This is a genomic window from Sorangium sp. So ce448 (genome assembly GCF_051520915.1).
GTDB classification, from domain to species: domain Bacteria; phylum Myxococcota_A; class Polyangia; order Polyangiales; family Polyangiaceae; genus Sorangium; species Sorangium cellulosum_B.
Window position 1 is genome coordinate 13295432 of the sequence record NZ_CP150343.1, and the last position, 14979, is coordinate 13310410.

The window sequence follows — 14979 nt, forward strand, 5'->3', positions numbered from 1 at the left end:
TCATGCGCAGTCATCGTCGTAGAGATTTCCTCAAGGGGCTGGGGGCCAGCGTCGGGGCCGGCTTCCTGTTCAACCCCTTCCTCGACTCCATCGCAGAGGCCGCGCCGGGCCGGAAGCCCAAGCGGCTCCTCTTGTTCTGCACGATGGGGACCGCGCCATCGATCTGGAAGCCCACGAGCGTCTCCGGCGAGACCCCCACGTTCAGCGAGTCGACGTCGCCGCTCGCGGACGTGAAGCAGCACGTCGTGCTCGTGGATGGCCTCCCCAGCGGGAATCCGGGGAACAACCACGGCGCGCCCGACGCCCTGACGGGGCTCGGCTTCAGCGACCCCGCCAAGCTGATCTCCGTCGACCAGTTCATCGCGGACAAGCTGATCGCCGCCGGCACGAAGACGCAGATCCCCTCGCTCTTGCTGGGGGCCGAGAGCACGGTGAGCGGCGGGAGATCGCCGTACTATCGCAAGGACAACCTGCCGGGCATCGCCTCTCCGACGTCCGCCTACTCCACCCTGTTCGGCTCGGCGATCCCGTCGAACACGTCGTCAGACGATCTCTTGCGCCGTCGCAAGAGCGTCCTCGATCACCTCAAGAACGAGATCAAGGCGCTCGAGGGGAACCTCGGCTCCGAGCAGAAGTACAAGCTGGAGCTGCACATCGACTCGATCCGGCAGGTCGAGGAGCGGCTGTCCAACGCGTCGTCCGGCCAGACCGGCGGCTGCAGCGTGCCGACGAAGCCCTCCACCGATCCGGCCAACCCGCTCCAGGCCAACCTGCTCCACATGGATCTCCTCGTCGGCGCGTTCGCGTGCGACATCACCCGGGTCGGCGCGATCCAGTGGGGCTCGGATCAGGCCATGAACGTCGATCTCCCGGACATCGGGCTGAAGGGCGACGAGCACGGCGCCATGATCCACACCGGCGCACCGGCGCACCTCGACCTGATCAAGCTGGAGAAGTGGCTGTCGCAGCGGTTCGTCGACCTCATCAACAAGCTGAAGGCGATCCCGGAGGCCGACGGCTCCGGGACGCTCCTCGACAACACGCTGATCGCGTGGTGCCGCGACATGGGCGACTCGCCGAACCACAACCAGAACGAGATGAAGTTCGTCCTGGCGAGCGGTGAAGGCGGCTATCTGAAGACGGCCCCTGGCGGCCGGTACATCAAGAGCGGCGAGCGGCACGAGCGCGTGCTGCTCAGCCTGTGCGACGCGATGGGCGTCACGGACTTCTCCGGCTTCGGCGATCCGAACCTGCGGTCCAAGTCGCCGCTCCCGGGCCTCACGGGCAACTGAGGCGGCCGGCGCGCCCCTTCCCGGCGCGCGCTCTCTCCGGTTCCCCGCGACCGCCGCGTCGCGCCCGGGCGCCTGCGCTCTCCCGGGCGCACGCCGCCGTCGACCCCCGTCCCGCGCCCGGCGTACACTCGTCACCATGACGACGCGCGCGCCGGCGGGATACGAGGCGGATCAACGGCGAGACGACCTGTCCGCGTACGCGCGGTACCTGTCCGCGATGGACGCGTCGATGCGCCAGAAGGTCGCGCTCACGGCGGCGCACCTCCTGTGCGAGGGCCGCGTCGCCGACATGGGCATGGGCTCGGGGCAGGGCAGCGCCGCGCTGGCCCAGCTCTACCCGCGCCTCGAGGTCATCGGCGTCGACATCGATCCGACGGTCGTCGAGCTCGCGCGCCGCGCTCATCAGCACCCGAACCTGGGCTTTCAGCTGGGCGACATCGCGAGGACTGTATTCCCGCCCGAGAGCCTCGATGGGATCTTCGACTCGTCGGTGCTCCACCACGTCACCTCGTATGGCGGTTACCGCCACGCGAACGCCGCGGAAGCGCTGGCGGCGCAGGTGGAGCAGCTCTCCCCGGGCGGGGTGCTCGTGGTGAGGGACTTCGTCGATCCCGGGCCGGAGACGGTGTTTCTGGACGTGCCCGCCGAGGACGGCGACGACGGCCGCGATCCCCGCAGCGCCTCGACGGCGGCGCTGCTCGAGCGGTTCGCGGGCGAGTTTCGCTCGCTCGCGCCGGAGCCGGGGTTCCCGCTGGCGCGCGCCCCGCGCGAGCCCTCCGGCGCGCTCCCCGCGCCGCGCAAGGGGTGGCGCCGGTATCGTCTCGCCCACAAGCATGCTGTCGAGTTCGTGTTGAGGAAGGATTACCGCGCTGACTGGGAAGCCGAGGTCAAGGAGGAGTACACCTATTTCTCACAGGCGCAGTTCGAGGCGCTCTTCGCCCGGCTCGGCCTGCGCGTGCTGTCGTCGACGCCGCTGCGCAACCCCTGGATCGTGCGGAACAGGTTCGTCGGTCGCTTCGAGCTCCGGGACACCACGGGCGCGTGCCTGCCTTATCCGCCCACGAACTACCTGATCGTCGGAGAGAAGGTGAAGGCCGGTCAAGGGGTCGCGTTCCGGCTCGCGCCCGCGGAGAGCGCCCGGCAGTTCTTGCGGATCGAGCACCACCAGGATCGGGCGACTGGGCAGGTGTTCGACCTGGCGGCGCGGCCACACCCCACGCTGGACATCGTGCCGTTCTTCTTCGCGGGTGAGACGGCGTACGTGCTGGCGCGGACCAGCTATCCGCGGCCTATCGCGCGCGCCTGCCGCGAGGAGACGCCTCCCCTCGACGGCAGCGGGCCGGCGGACTACCTGGCCGAGCCGATCGCGGTCGTGCAGACCGAGTTCCCGGTCGGGCACACCGTCGAGCATGCGCTGGAGCGGGCGGCCGGGGTGCGGGCGGCGGCGATCCAGCGCATGATCCCGGGCACGACGTACTACCCGTCGCCGGGCGGCATCCTCGAAGAGGTGCGGTCGATGCTGGTGGAGGTCGAGCCCACGTTCGTGAACGCGCCCTCGGAGAACGTGTCGGGGTTCGGCACCTCGGGGCGCATCCGCGCCATCGAGGCGCGCCAGCTCCTCCGCGCCGCGCAGGTCGGCGGCCTGCCCGACGCGCGGCTCGAGCTGAACGTCTACGACCTCCTGGCGCGCTTCGGCCTGCCGTTCGGGCCGTGGATCGGCGACGAGATCCCGCTCGCGGCGGCCGGCGCGGGCGCCGCTGGCGGTGCCGGCGACGGCGGCGTGGCCGCCGTGCAGCCGACGTCGCTCGCCGCGCTGCTCGGGCGCCCGAGCCGCCGGAGGTTCTCGCGGGTGGACCCGAGCGCCAGCGCGGGGTTCCTCGAGGTGCGACGGGCGCGCTTCGAGGAGCTGACCGCGGACGGCGGCGTGGTGGCCGCGCGGGAGCTGGAGTACGTGGTGCCTCGGCCGCTCGGGGTGCTCACGGTCTCGACGGCGCTGCTCGCGCGGGCGCCGTCGGGGGAGCTCGTGCTCGGCGTGGACGACCACGATCTGCCCGCTGCCCAGAGCTTCTCGGGCAACAGCGGCATCCTTGTCGCGCCGGCGTGGCGGCTGCCGCGGAGCGTGAGCGCGCTTTCGGCCGCCGAGGCGTTCGTGCGCGAGCGGCTGCAGGCCGAGTACGGCGTTCGGGTGGGGGCGGCCGTGGAGCTCGGAGGGGCCTACCGCCCTTCGCCAGGGCTGACCCCGGAGCTGGTCCAGCCGCTCGCCTTCGTGGTGACCGCGGCGCCTGCCTCGGCCGGCGCGCCCGCCTCGGCCGCCGCCGTGCCCGACCTCGCGCCGGGGTCCGATGCCGCTCGTCGGCTCTCGTGGGTGCCGCTGATCGAGCTCGTCGCGGGGCGAGCGCACCTGCCGGACGGCCACCTCCGCGTCGCGGCCCTGCGCGCGGCGCACGCGCTCGGCCTGGCGATCTCTCCGCCCCTCCCGCGGTGACCCGCGGCGGGCCTACCTGAGCGCTTCCTCGAACATGTTCGTGTTGCCGGTCTGGTACGACACCTCGAACCTGACCTTGGAGATCTTCCAGCCGCCAGCGTGCCTGGCGAGCTCATAGCGGTAGTGGCCCGCGACCAGCCAGTCCTCGCCGCCCGGCGCGCGCGCGAACCGATGGTGGGCGCGGACATGGCACTCCACGGTGGCGTGCTCTCCTTTCACCTCGATGTCGAGGGGGCCGAGGAAATGTTGTGATGCGTCGATCGCGTCGTGAAACTTGCTCCAGCCCGCCAGCAGATCGTCCGTCTTCTGCTCCTGCGGCTCGCCCCCGAAGACCGACGTGAAATCGGCCACCACGACGTCGGCATAGAGGCCGCGGAGCTCGGTCCAGCGCCGCTTGTCGATGTGGTGGGCGATCCGGACAACGACATTCTGGATCGCCTGCACGTCACTCAACTCTCGCGTCATGGTCGTCCTTTCGTCGCGTGGAGCAGGAGGCGCCGTGCTCCGCGGTGAGCTCTCTCGAGCCGTTCCTGGCCGGAGGAGAGATGCGGTTAGCATGGACGTAAAAAGGCGAGAAGGGCCCCGCCCCCTCGCCGTCCGGGGTGAGCCGATGAAGCGTCGCGAACTGCGGTGTCGATGACGCGCTGATGGCCCCCTGATGCTTGGACCCCGCAACCGCGCTCGGCGGACGGCGGTTTCGAGGCCTCAGCGGCGCCGCCGGCGCGCGCGAACATGCCGTATCTGCGCGCGCCGCCGGCGCGCGCGATGAGCTCCGGGCCTCCGCGGCGGCTGGCACGCCGGGCGCTTACCGCGTCGCACATCGCCGGTTCGCCGGCCGCTCCTCGCGGCGCACAGCGGGGCGGAAGACCCCATGGAACTCATGAGCAACTCCCTGAAGATCCCGATGCCCGGCGCCGCGCCGACGGACCTCGCGAGCCGGAGCAGGAGGCTCGGATGGAGCGCGCGCGCCGATGCCGGGAGGGCCCGATCGTTCGTCGCCCTGCGCGGGCGCATGCTCGCGAGCCCGAGCCTCGCCGGGGCGCTCCATTTCATGCAGGTGACGAACCGCCCCTGGGAGCCGCATGAGCTCAGGGCGTGGCTCCACGATCACGTGATCGCTCCGGGGTGGATGATGGCCCCGCGCGCGGTGCGCGAGCCGGGCGCGGAGACCGTGGCGCTCCGCGAGCTGGACGAGCGGCCCGAGGCGGTCGCGGCGCTCACCGGGCGCGCGCGCCGGCGCGTGGGGAGCGCGCTGCTCGACTTCGTGGCACCGGACCCCGAGGGCAGGTTTCTCCGTGCAGCGCTGTACAGCGCGCGCGTCCGCTGGGCCGTGGTGGGCGACCGATCCGGCTGGCTGCCGGCGCCGCGCGAGAGCGACTTCCTCAGCGACGTCGTGCTCAGCCTCTTTGCCGCGGCGATCCTCTCGAGCCCGGACATCTATCAGCGCCACATGACCGTCTGCTCGCACTGCGGGCGCGTCGCGTTCGCCCAGGAGGCGCGGCCGTCCACCGCGGCCTGCCCGCGCTGCGACGGAGAGGTGCGGTGGCGCATGCCCCCGGTTGGAGCGGGCAGGCGCCGCGGCGGCGGAGGGACCGGCGAAGAGCGCGCATGAGCGGCGCCCGCGGCGCCTCGCCGGCGGGCGGTTCTGGTGTAAATTATTGTAATTATTATGGTTTAGGACTCATGGCAGCGCGACGTACGCGACCGCCTGGTCCCTCAACCACGTGCGCTGCCGGCGCACGAAGGTGCGTGTGGCGCGCACGATGGCCGGCGCGAGCTCGTCGGCCGGCAGGCGCCCTTCCAGGTGCTCCCGCACCTGCCGGTAGCCGACGGAGCCCATCGCCCGCGCGTCGCCGTGGCCGCGGGAGAGGAGCGAGCGGACCTCCTCCACCCAGCCCTGCTCCAGCCACCCGGCGACGCGGGCCTCGATGCGGCGGTCGAGCTCGGCGCGGTCCCGGTGCACCGCGAGCAGGCGCGCGGCGTGCCGGCGCTCCCGGAAGCCGTGCTCCGCGTGCCACGCGCTCTGCGTCCGGCCCGAGCGCTCGTAGATCTCCAGCGCCCGGCTGACCCGCACGAGGTCGTTGGGCGCGAGGCGGGCCGCGCTCTCCGGATCCACGGCGGCGAGGCGCGCGTGGAGCGCGGCGCGCCCCTCGGCGTCGGCGATCGCGCGGTGGCGCGCGCGCGCCTCGGGATCGGCGGGCGGCGCGGGCGACAGGCCGAGCACGAGCGCCTTCACCCAGAGGAACGTGCCGCCGCAGACGACGGGCACCCGGCCGCGGCCGCGGATGTCGTCGATCGCCGCCTCAGCGAGCTCCGCGAAGCGCTGGGCGTCGATCGCCTGGAGCGGATCGACCGCGTCGACAAGGTGGTGCGGCGCGCGCGCCCGCTCGGCGGGCGTCGGCTTCCCGGAGCCGAGGTCGAACTCGCGGTAGATCTGCACGCTGTCGGCGCTCACCACCTCGCCGCCGAACCGCTCCGCGAGCCGGATGGCGAGCTCGGTCTTGCCGCTCGCCGTCGGGCCGACCACGACGAGCAGCTCACCCGGCGCCGGCGGCGCGATCGTCTCCCACGACGGCGGCGCGGCGGCGCCTGCGTCCGGGTCGAGCTCGAGCGCCGCCTCGCTCACCGCCTCCCCACGCGGTGCTCCAGCTCCGGCCAGCCGACGCGCATCACGATGGGCCGACCGTGCGGGCAGTGGCCGGCGAAGTCGACCTCGTCGAGCGCCGTGAGCAGCGCCCGCGCCTCCTCCGGCGCCACCGGGTCGCCCGCGCGCAGCGAGCCGTGGCAGGCCATCGTCGCGAGCGCGAGGTCGACCGCGCCCGAGAAGGCGCGCTCGCCCGAGTGGCTGAGCTCGTCCACGAGGTCGCGCACGAGGCGCTCGGGCGCCGCGCGGCGGAGCAGCGTCGGCACCGCGTGCACCGCGAGCTGCGCCGCGCCCGCCGGGCGCACGTCGAGCCCGAGCCGCGCGATCGCCTCCTGCGCCTCCTCGACGAGCGCCACCTCCGCGGGGGCCGCCTGGACGATCACGGGGAAGAGCAGCTTCTGCGTGGCGACGTCGCGCCCGTCGAACGACGCGCGCAGGCGGTGGAACGTCACGCGCTCCGCCGCCGCGTGCTGATCGAGGAAGTAGATGCCGTCCGGCCCCTCGCACACGAAGAAGGTGTTGCGCACCTGGGCGAGGAAGCGCAGCGACCGCCAGGAGACCACGCGCTCGGCCGCGGCGAGCACGGGCCCGCTGGCAGTCGGGTAGGGGACGGGCGGCGACCCCGGCGCGGGCGCCGGCGGCTCGCCCGGCCCGCCGCGCGCCGGGAGCCCGCCGCGCGCCGGAAGATCGAGCGCAGCGATGTCGGCCCACGCCCCGAGCTGCGCCGGCGCTGCCGGCCCGGCCGGCGCGGCGTGAGGACGTGCCGGCGGGGCCCCGCCGAGGTCGCCGCCGAGGCCCCATGGATCGGCCGGCGGCCCCTGCCGCTCGCCCGATGCGCCCGTCGTGGGCGTCGATGCGCCCGCCGCGGGCGTCTCCGCCGCGGGGCCGCTCGACCAGACCCAGGCGTCTCCGGGCGGGGACGCTGCGTCCTCGAAGAGCTTGCCCTTGCGGCCCTGGAAGCCGCCGGGGGCCGGCGCGGGCAGGCCGAACGCGGCGGCCACCTGCGCGGCGACGATCTTGTAGAGCGCGTCGGCGACGGCGCGGCCGTCGGCGAAGCGGACCTCGGCCTTCTGGGGGTGGACGTTCACGTCCACGAGCTCGGCGGGCAGATCGATGAACACCGCGCCGATGGGGTACCGGCCCGGCTCGAGGACGCTGCCGTAGGCGAGCGCGATCGAGCGCGCCAGAGAGCGGTCGCGCACGTGCCGGCCGTTCACGAACATCCACAGCCAGCTGGCGCCCGAGCGGGCGCGCTCCGGCCGCGACACGAACGCCTCGACCGTGAGCGGCCCGCGCTGGCCCGCGCACGTCGCGAGCTCCTCGCCCGCGAGCATCGCGCGCGCCCGCTCCGCGCGGCTCGAGGTGCGCAGCCACTCCCGCGCGACGCGCCCGTCGCGCGAGAGGATCAGCGTCACGCCCGGCTCGCCGAGCGCGACAGCCTGCGCGATCTCGGACACGTGCGCCGACTCGGTGCCGACGGCGCGCAGGAACTTGCGGCGCGCGGGGACGTTGAAGAAGAGATCGCGCACCTCGACCACGGTGCCGGCGGCGCACCCGCAGGGGATGGCCTGCGCCGCGCCGCCGCCCTCGATCCGGATCTCCGTCCCCTCGGACTCGCCGTCGCGCCGCGTCCGCAGCGAGAAGCGGCTCACCGAGGCGATGCTCGGGAGCGCCTCGCCGCGGAAGCCGAAGCTCTGGATGCTGCGGAGGTCGTCGATCCGGGCGATCTTGCTCGTGGCGTGGCGGAGCACCGCGAGGGAGGCGTCCTCGCGGCTCATCCCGCGCCCGTCGTCCGCGACGCGCACCAGGCCGACGCCGCCCCCCTCGATGTCGATGCGGATGCGGCGCGCGCCCGCGTCGAGCGCGTTCTCGACGAGCTCCTTCACGACGCTCGCCGGCCGCTCGACCACCTCGCCCGCCGCGATCTGGTTGGCGAGGTCGTCCGGGAGGATGGCGACCCTCCGCTCTTCGACCTGCGCCTGCGTGAGCGTCGATCGAGGATCCGCGCCGGCGATCCTCTCCGCGGTGCTCATGGCTCGTCGCCGGGGTCGACCGCCCGGGAGACCGCCTGGAAGTACATCTTGGTGCGCTCCCGCGTCAGCGCCACGGCGGCGGAGCCGAGGACGGCCAGCTCGAAGATCACGAAGCGCACCCGCTCGGCGGTCCACCAGAGGCCGGTGTTCGTGAGGCCCGCGCGCTCGGGGATGTCCGGCGGAAGGAGCGCCCCCGCCTGCGCCACCATGTCGATCCAGGCGCCGCGGACGCCCCGCGTGAGCGCGTACTCGACCGCGGCGAAGGCCAGGTTGGCGACGAGGACCTGGAGGACGAAGCCGCGTGTGCCGGGCCGCCCGCCGAGCGCCAGCCCGCTCGCGACGACGAGCAGCCCACCGAGGAGCAGCTTCCCGATGCTGAGGGGGAAGGAGACGTCCTGGTACAGGCTCAGCGCGCGCGCCTGCGCGGCCTCGAGCACGAGGAACGTGAACTGGAACGGATCCCCCTGGTCGCGCGCTTGCTCGGCCACGGCCATGACGTCGGGGGCCATGCCGGCGCGCAGGTACATGGCCGTCCCGCACCCGGCCATGAAGCCGCGCACGCCGATGAGCCAGGTGAGCAGCATGGTGGCCACCAGGTACCAGGGGCGCAGCGAGCGCGGGCGCGGAGGGCGGTGCGAGTCCACGTGGAGGAGGCTGGCGTGTAGCACGTTCTCCGATCTCGCGCGCTCTCTTCCTTACCTGCGGATCGCGGAGCGGGTAGCCTCCGGATCGCGAAGCGCCCGCGCGCCTGCGCGCCGGGACATGTGGCGCGGTGCGGCGGGGCTGTACTAGAACTTCGAGGACGAGGTCCGGGTGGCGAAGAGCAAGAGCGAGCCGCGAACGAAGCGAACGAAGGGGACCGGAGCGCCCCAGCCCGACGGGGTGGCGAAGGCGGGGCTCCAGGCCGGAGCGGAGGATGAAGGCGCGGAGCTCCGGCCCGACTCGGACGCGGCCCCCCGGCCCGCCGCGAAGCGCCGCGCGCGCTCCACCGCGAAGGACGGCGGGCGCGCGCGCGGCGGCGAGGCGCAGCCCGCGGAGAGCAAGGACGGCGGGCGCGCGCGCGGCGGCGAAGCGCAGCCCGCGGAGAGCGACGACGAGGGCCCGCGCGACGACGACGACGAGGCGGACGACGCGCCCGAGAGCGGCGCCGCGAGGACGGGCGACGTCGACGAGGGGGACGTCGTGGAGGTCGTCGGCGAGGTGATCGACGACGCGGGCGTCGATCTGAACGACATCGAGCTGCCGCGGTCCGCGCGGGCCAGCGGCGGCGGCGGCGGCGGCGGCGGCGGCGACGTCGCGCTGTCGCGCACGGACCCGCTGCAGGCTTACCTGCGCGAGGTGCAGCGCCACGCGCTGCTCACGCCGGACGAGGAGAAGGAGCTGACGATCAAGTACACGAAGACGCAGGACGTCGCGACCGCCGCCCGGCTCGTGACGGCGAACCTGCGGCTCGTGGTCAAGCTCGCGTACGAGTACCGGCGCGCCTACAAGAACATCATGGACCTCATCCAGGAGGGGAACATCGGCCTGATGCAGGCCGTGAAGCGCTACGACCCGTACCGCGGCGTGAAGCTCTCCTCGTACGCGGCCTGGTGGATCCGCGCGTACATCCTCCGCTTCATCCTCAACAACTGGCGCCTCGTGAAGCTCGGCACGACGCAGGCGCAGCGGAAGCTCTTCTTCAACCTCAACAAGGAGAAGGCGAAGCTCTCGGCGATGGGCATCGAGCCCACGGCGGCGGAGATCGCGAAGCGCCTGTCGGTCGAGGAGAAGGAGGTCGTCGACATGGACCGCCGCCTCTCGAGCGGCGAGGCCTCGCTCGACGCCCCGGTCGGCGATCTCGAGGGCCGGACGATCCCGCGCGTCGAGCTGCTCGTGTCGTCGGGGGCGAGCCCGGACAGCGCGTACGAGGCGAGCGAGATGGGCAAGCTCGTCCACGATCGGCTCTCGAAGTTCCGCGAGACGCTGAAGGGCAAGGACGTGATCATCTTCGACAAGCGCATGGCCGCGGAGGACCCGCTCACGCTCCAGGAGCTCGGCAACGAGTTCGGCATCTCGCGCGAGCGCGTGCGCCAGCTCGAGGCGCGGCTCCAGTCCAAGCTGCGGACGTACCTCCAGGAGGAGCTCGGCGACGCCGTCGAGATGGACTAGGCCGTGTCGAGCGGCGGCGAGCAGGGCGGGCCGAGCGACCGCGGTTGCCTCTACGTGGTGGCGACGCCGATCGGCAACCTCGGCGACATCACGCTGCGCGCGGTCGAGACGCTGCGCGGGGCGGACCGGATCCTCGCGGAGGACACGCGGCGGGCCCGGGCGCTCCTCGGCCACCTCGGCGTCTCGGGCAAGCCGGTCGACCGGTTCGACGCGCACGCCTCGGAGGCGGACGCGGCGCGCGCGGCCGCGCGGCTCGCGGCGGGCGAGTCGATCGCCTTCATGACCGACGCCGGCACGCCGGTCGTGAGCGATCCGGGGACGGCGCTCGTGCGCGCGGCCACGGAGGCGGGGGCGCGCGTCGTGGCGATTCCCGGGCCGAGCGCGGTGATGGTGGCGGTGAGCGCGTCGGGGCTGGTGACGGGGGGCTTCCGCTTCGTCGGGTTCCTGCCCCGCGGCGGGCGCGAGCGGCGCGAGGCGCTGGCCCTCGTCACGTCGACGCCGGAGGCGGTTGTGCTGTTCGAGTCGCCGCGGCGCTTCAGCGAGACGCTCGACGAGCTCGCCGAGCGGATGCCCGGGCGGCGCGCCGTCGTCGCGCGCGAGCTGACGAAGGTGCACGAGGAGATCCTGAGCGGCAGCGTGGAGGAGCTCGCGGCGATCGAGCGGGAGTGGCTCGGGGAGATCACGCTCGTGCTCGCGCCCGCGGCGCCGGCCGCGGAGGGCGCGCGCCCGAGCGACGAGGAGCTCGACGCGCGCATCGATCGGGAACTCGCCCAGGGGAGGCGGGCGAAGCACATCGCCGAGGAGCTGTCGGTCGAGCTCGGGCTACCGCGGCGCGAGATCTACGCGCGGACGGTGGCGCGGCGTGGGGAGCCGCGCGGGTAGAGCGAGAGAAAAAACGCAAAGACGCCAAGGCGCAAAGACGCAAAAAAGAGAAGAGATTGACGAAGCGTCCTGGTGAGCAGCAGACGCTGTCTCTCTCATGTTTCTTTTTGCGCCTTTGCGTCTTTGCGACTTTGCGTTTTTTCTCTCCTCTCACTGCTCCGAAGAGGCGCGCCGCTGGGTCACGTATGCCGGCCCCGCCCTCGCGCCTTCAGCTCGTCGACCGCGTGCTTCACCTCCTGGGCCCGCTCGCGCGGCACGATGAGCAGCGCGTCGTCGGTCTCGACCACCACGAGGCCCTCCACGCCGACGAGCGCGATGACCCGGCGATCGTCGGGCGCGGCGCGCGCGCGCAGATCGACCACGTGGTTGCCGTGCGCGTCGATCAGCACCGACCCCGCGGGCGCGCTGTTGCCTCGCTCGTCCTTGTCGGCCAGCTCCCAGGCGCTCTGCCAGCTGCCCACGTCGCTCCAGCCGAAGTCGCCGGGCACGACGGCGAGCCCGGCGACGTGCTCCATCACACCGTGATCGATGCTGATGGCCGGGAGGCCCGGGAACACCCGCAGGACGGCCTCCGCCTCGGCGCCCGGGCCGAGCGCGGCGGCGCGGTCGATCTCGTCGAGCCCCGCGGCGAGCGCCGGCAGGTGGGCGCGGATCGCGGCCAGCATGTCGCCCGCGCGGAAGATGAACATCCCCGCGTTCCAGAGGAAGCGGCCGCTCGCCACGAACTCCGCGGCGCGCTCGCGGCTCGGCTTCTCGACGAAGCGCCGCACGCGGCGGGGCGCCGCGGGCGTTGCGCCCTCCGCCCCGGCGGCCTCCTCCACCTCGATGTAGCCGAAGCCCGTCTCGGGGTGCGTCGGGCGGATGCCGATCGTCGTGATCGCGCCGCCCTGGGCCGAGGCGACGGCGGCCCCCAGCGCCTCGAGGAACCGCGGCACGTCGGCGATGTGGTGGTCGCTCGGGAGCACGACCACGACCGCCTCGGGGTCGTCGCGCGCGACGGTGGCGGCCGCCCAGCCGATGCACGGCGCCGTGTTGCGCGGCGCTGGCTCGACAAGCAGGCGCCGCTCGGACACCTCGGGCAGCGCCGCGCGGGTAGGCGCGACCAGGTGCTGGCCGGTCGCGATCCAGACGCGCTCCCAGCCCGCGCGCCCGCCGCGGGCGCACAGCGGGAGCACGCGGCGCGCCGTCGCGGCGAGGAGCGCCTCGCCGCCGAGCAGCGGCAAGAGCTGCTTCGGGCGCGCGGCGCGCGACGCCGGCCAGAAGCGGGTGCCCGCGCCGCCGGCGAGGATCAGGACATGGATCGAGGGGTCGGTCGGGGTCATTGGCGCTTCTCCTCGGTGTGGACGTGCGGTTTGGACGGCGAAGAGAGGGTCGCACGGCTGTGGTGCGGTCGCCGAGGGGCGCTCAGGCGAGGCCGGGCAGCGCGCGCGCGTAGGCCACCATCGCGAGGCCGAGGGGGACGAGCCACAGCGAGAGCGCGCCCACGCGCCGCCGCTCGGCGAGGGCGCGGAGCGCGGAGGCCGCCGCGGCGGCGCTCACGAAGGCGGCGAGGAGGCCGAGCGCCACGGCGTCCGCCCCTGGCGGCGGGCCATGGAAAGCGCGCGCCTCGGCGAGCGCCGAGACGAGCAGCGCGGGGAGGCTCAGCGCGAGCGCGAGCTCGACGGCGCGCGCGGGCCGGACGCCGAGCCAGAGCAGCACGACAAGGGCGGCCCCGACCCGCGACGCGCCAGGCAGCGCCGCGACCCCGTGCGCCGCGCCGGCCGCGAGCGCCCCGGCGATCGACGGCGCGTCGGTCTCGTCGCGGCCGTCGCGCCGCGGCGCGAGCGCGGTGCTGGCGAGCGCCGCGCCGGTGGCGAGCAGGCCGAGCCCCACCGCGAGCGGCGCGTCCCGCCACGGCGCGACGTACGGACGGAGCGCCGCCGCGACGATCAGGCTCACGGCGGCGCCCAGCGCGAGCCCCGCCGCGTCGCGCGCCGGCGGCGACGAGCTGATGAGCGACGGCCTCGCGAGCGCCCGGGCGCCCTCGCCGAGCGCGCGGAGGAGCCGCTGCCGCACGGCGAGCGCGAGCGCCGCGGCCGCCGCGAGCGCCTGCGCGGCGACGACCCAGGCGTCGCCGTCGGCCGCGCGGAGCCAGAGCCGGGCCGCCGCGCCATGCCCGGTCGCCGAGATGGGCAGCGCCTGCGCCGCCCCCTGCACGGCCGCGAGCACCGTCACGTCAACGAGACCCACATCCGACCGATATCCCAGCTCGGCGCGTCCTGTCGATCCCGAGCAGCAGCGCGGCGAGGCCAGGGTCTGCCGGCTTGCCGCGGTTCAGCTTTTCACCTACATAACCACCCCTGGATCCGTCCCCTCTCGCCTGAAACGAGGGGGGCGAGCCGAGCGAGGTTCCGCCCGATGTTGATGGCCTACGCCAGCGTTGCCGCGTTCTTTCTGGTGGCGATCGGCTTCATGCTCGGCTCTCTGCTGTTCGGGAGGCTGCTGCGCCCCAACAACATGTACGCCGAGAAGGTCGAGACGTACGAGTGCGGCGAAGCGCCTGTCGGGCCCGCGTGGTTCAACTTCAACCCGCGTTTTTACATCATCGCGCTCGTCTACATCATCTTCGACGTCGAGATAGCGTTCATCTACCCGGTCGCGGCCGTGTTCAAGCGCTGGGTGGACCAGGGCAGCGGGCTCTTCGCGCTGATCGAGATCTTCCTCTTCGTGGCCATCCTGATGCTCGGCTTCGCCTATGTCTGGGTGAAGGGCGATTTCAACTGGATCCGCTCCATCAAGGGGGATCCGCGCGGGGCTCAGAACGTGAGCAGCCGAGCCCGGCCGCGCGCGCCGCTCGCGGGCGAGGGCGCGGGCGAAGGCGCGCCGGCGGGCCTCCCGGGTCAGGCGGCGGTCGCCGAGGGAGGTGCGGAGTCATGACATCGAACCTGAACCTGATGGCCCCGCCCCGCGGGTGGGAAGCGAAGTACGAGAGCGACGGCGGCGGCGTCATCACGACGAGCGTCGATCAGACCGTCAACTGGCTGCTCAACTGGGGCCGGTCGAACAGCGTCTGGTACATGCTCTTCGGCCTGGCCTGCTGCGCCATCGAGCTCATGCAGACCGGCGGCCCCCGCGGCGATCTCGAGCGCTTCGGGGCCGCGCCGCGGCCGAGCCCCCGGTCGAGCGACCTGTTCATCATCGCGGGGACGCTGACGTACAAGATGGCGACCCGCGTGAAGCGCCTCTATGACCAGATGTCGGAGCCGCGCTTCGTCATCTCGATGGGCAGCTGCTCGAACTGCGGGGGCCTCTTCCAGTACGCCTACTCGGTCTGCAAGGGCGTGGACCAGATCATCCCGGTCGACGTCTACGTGCCCGGCTGCCCCCCGCGCCCCGAGGCGCTGCTCGAAGGGCTCCTCAAGATCCAGGAGAAGATCAAGAGCGAGCGGGCCCTCGGCCGGCGCGGCGCGACGGGCGGCTGAGCCCCCTCCTCTCGACTCGACACCTCCCGTA

The 14979-nt window shown here is 73.5% G+C and carries 13 protein-coding genes; 7 read left to right on the plus strand and 6 right to left on the minus strand.

Annotation, left to right across the window (positions count from 1 at the left end; translation table 11 throughout):
- Window positions 1-2: 2 nt before the first annotated feature.
- Window positions 3-1292, plus strand: coding sequence for a DUF1552 domain-containing protein (locus WMF45_RS50055; protein ID WP_437714424.1), 1290 nt, complete (start codon window positions 3-5; stop codon window positions 1290-1292).
- Between the two features lie 136 nt (window positions 1293-1428).
- Window positions 1429-3777: a methyltransferase domain-containing protein gene (locus WMF45_RS50060; RefSeq protein ID WP_437714426.1), complete on the plus strand. Its 2349-nt coding sequence runs from the start codon at window positions 1429-1431 to the stop codon at window positions 3775-3777.
- A 12-nt stretch (window positions 3778-3789) separates the two neighbouring features.
- Here WMF45_RS50060 and WMF45_RS50065 read toward each other — a convergent pair whose 3' ends face one another.
- Window positions 3790-4242 carry a nuclear transport factor 2 family protein gene (locus WMF45_RS50065; RefSeq protein ID WP_437714427.1) on the minus strand — a complete coding sequence of 151 codons (453 nt, stop codon included), beginning with the start codon at window positions 4240-4242 and terminating at the stop codon, window positions 3790-3792.
- Between the two features lie 415 nt (window positions 4243-4657).
- On the opposite strand from WMF45_RS50065, the gene WMF45_RS50070 reads away from it, so the two are divergent.
- Window positions 4658-5389: a hypothetical protein gene (locus WMF45_RS50070; protein ID WP_437714428.1), complete on the plus strand. Its 732-nt coding sequence runs from the start codon at window positions 4658-4660 to the stop codon at window positions 5387-5389.
- A 69-nt stretch (window positions 5390-5458) separates the two neighbouring features.
- Here WMF45_RS50070 and miaA read toward each other — a convergent pair whose 3' ends face one another.
- The 3 genes from miaA to WMF45_RS50085 all read right to left on the minus strand — a co-directional run bounded on the left by miaA (window position 5459) and on the right by WMF45_RS50085 (window position 9122).
- Window positions 5459-6337, minus strand: coding sequence for a tRNA (adenosine(37)-N6)-dimethylallyltransferase MiaA (gene miaA / locus WMF45_RS50075; protein ID WP_437719670.1), 879 nt, complete (start codon window positions 6335-6337; stop codon window positions 5459-5461).
- Window positions 6338-6399: 62 nt separating this feature from the next.
- Window positions 6400-8454, minus strand: coding sequence for a DNA mismatch repair endonuclease MutL (gene mutL / locus WMF45_RS50080; RefSeq protein WP_437714430.1), 2055 nt, complete (start codon window positions 8452-8454; stop codon window positions 6400-6402).
- The gene (locus tag WMF45_RS50085; protein WP_437714432.1) at window positions 8451-9122 is read right to left on the minus strand and encodes a hypothetical protein; all 672 of its coding nucleotides are present in this window, start codon (window positions 9120-9122) and stop codon (window positions 8451-8453) included. The genes mutL and WMF45_RS50085 overlap by 4 nt, the downstream gene beginning before the upstream one ends.
- Window positions 9123-9267: 145 nt before the next feature.
- On the opposite strand from WMF45_RS50085, the gene WMF45_RS50090 reads away from it, so the two are divergent.
- Together WMF45_RS50090 and rsmI are read left to right on the plus strand one after the other, a co-directional pair.
- Complete coding sequence (locus WMF45_RS50090; protein ID WP_437714434.1) at window positions 9268-10605, plus strand: RNA polymerase factor sigma-32; 1338 nt, start codon at window positions 9268-9270, stop codon at window positions 10603-10605.
- Between the two features lie 3 nt (window positions 10606-10608).
- Window positions 10609-11487 (plus strand): 16S rRNA (cytidine(1402)-2'-O)-methyltransferase, encoded by an 879-nt coding sequence (rsmI, locus tag WMF45_RS50095; RefSeq protein WP_437714436.1) that lies wholly within the window; start codon window positions 10609-10611, stop codon window positions 11485-11487.
- A 179-nt stretch (window positions 11488-11666) separates the two neighbouring features.
- On the opposite strand, the gene WMF45_RS50100 is transcribed toward rsmI, so the two are convergent.
- Both WMF45_RS50100 and WMF45_RS50105 read right to left on the minus strand, forming a co-directional pair.
- Entirely contained in the window at window positions 11667-12809 is a 1143-nt protein-coding gene (locus WMF45_RS50100; RefSeq protein ID WP_437714438.1) for a mannose-1-phosphate guanylyltransferase, read from the minus strand.
- An 82-nt stretch (window positions 12810-12891) separates the two neighbouring features.
- Window positions 12892-13716: an undecaprenyl-diphosphate phosphatase gene (locus tag WMF45_RS50105; RefSeq protein WP_437714440.1), complete on the minus strand. Its 825-nt coding sequence runs from the start codon at window positions 13714-13716 to the stop codon at window positions 12892-12894.
- Between the two features lie 168 nt (window positions 13717-13884).
- On the opposite strand from WMF45_RS50105, the gene WMF45_RS50110 reads away from it, so the two are divergent.
- Together WMF45_RS50110 and nuoB are read left to right on the plus strand one after the other, a co-directional pair.
- Window positions 13885-14403, plus strand: coding sequence for an NADH-quinone oxidoreductase subunit A (locus WMF45_RS50110; RefSeq protein ID WP_437714442.1), 519 nt, complete (start codon window positions 13885-13887; stop codon window positions 14401-14403).
- Window positions 14400-14948, plus strand: a complete 549-nt coding sequence (gene nuoB / locus WMF45_RS50115) for an NADH-quinone oxidoreductase subunit NuoB (protein WP_012241670.1) — start codon at window positions 14400-14402, stop codon at window positions 14946-14948. The genes WMF45_RS50110 and nuoB overlap by 4 nt, the downstream gene beginning before the upstream one ends.
- Window positions 14949-14979: the final 31 nt, after the last annotated feature.

Bases quoted from the DNA above. Each gene is read 5' to 3' on its own strand.
- WMF45_RS50055 (WP_437714424.1), top strand. From the start codon at position 3: ATGCGCAGTCATCGTCGTAGAGATTTCCTCAAGGGGCTGGGGGCCAGC.
- WMF45_RS50060 (WP_437714426.1), top strand. From the start codon at position 1,429: ATGACGACGCGCGCGCCGGCGGGATACGAGGCGGATCAACGGCGAGAC.
- WMF45_RS50065 (WP_437714427.1), bottom strand. From the start codon at position 4,242: ATGACGCGAGAGTTGAGTGACGTGCAGGCGATCCAGAATGTCGTTGTC.
- WMF45_RS50070 (WP_437714428.1), top strand. From the start codon at position 4,658: ATGAGCAACTCCCTGAAGATCCCGATGCCCGGCGCCGCGCCGACGGAC.
- mutL (WP_437714430.1), bottom strand. From the start codon at position 8,454: ATGAGCACCGCGGAGAGGATCGCCGGCGCGGATCCTCGATCGACGCTC.
- WMF45_RS50100 (WP_437714438.1), bottom strand. From the start codon at position 12,809: ATGACCCCGACCGACCCCTCGATCCATGTCCTGATCCTCGCCGGCGGC.
- WMF45_RS50110 (WP_437714442.1), top strand. From the start codon at position 13,885: ATGTTGATGGCCTACGCCAGCGTTGCCGCGTTCTTTCTGGTGGCGATC.
- nuoB (WP_012241670.1), top strand. From the start codon at position 14,400: ATGACATCGAACCTGAACCTGATGGCCCCGCCCCGCGGGTGGGAAGCG.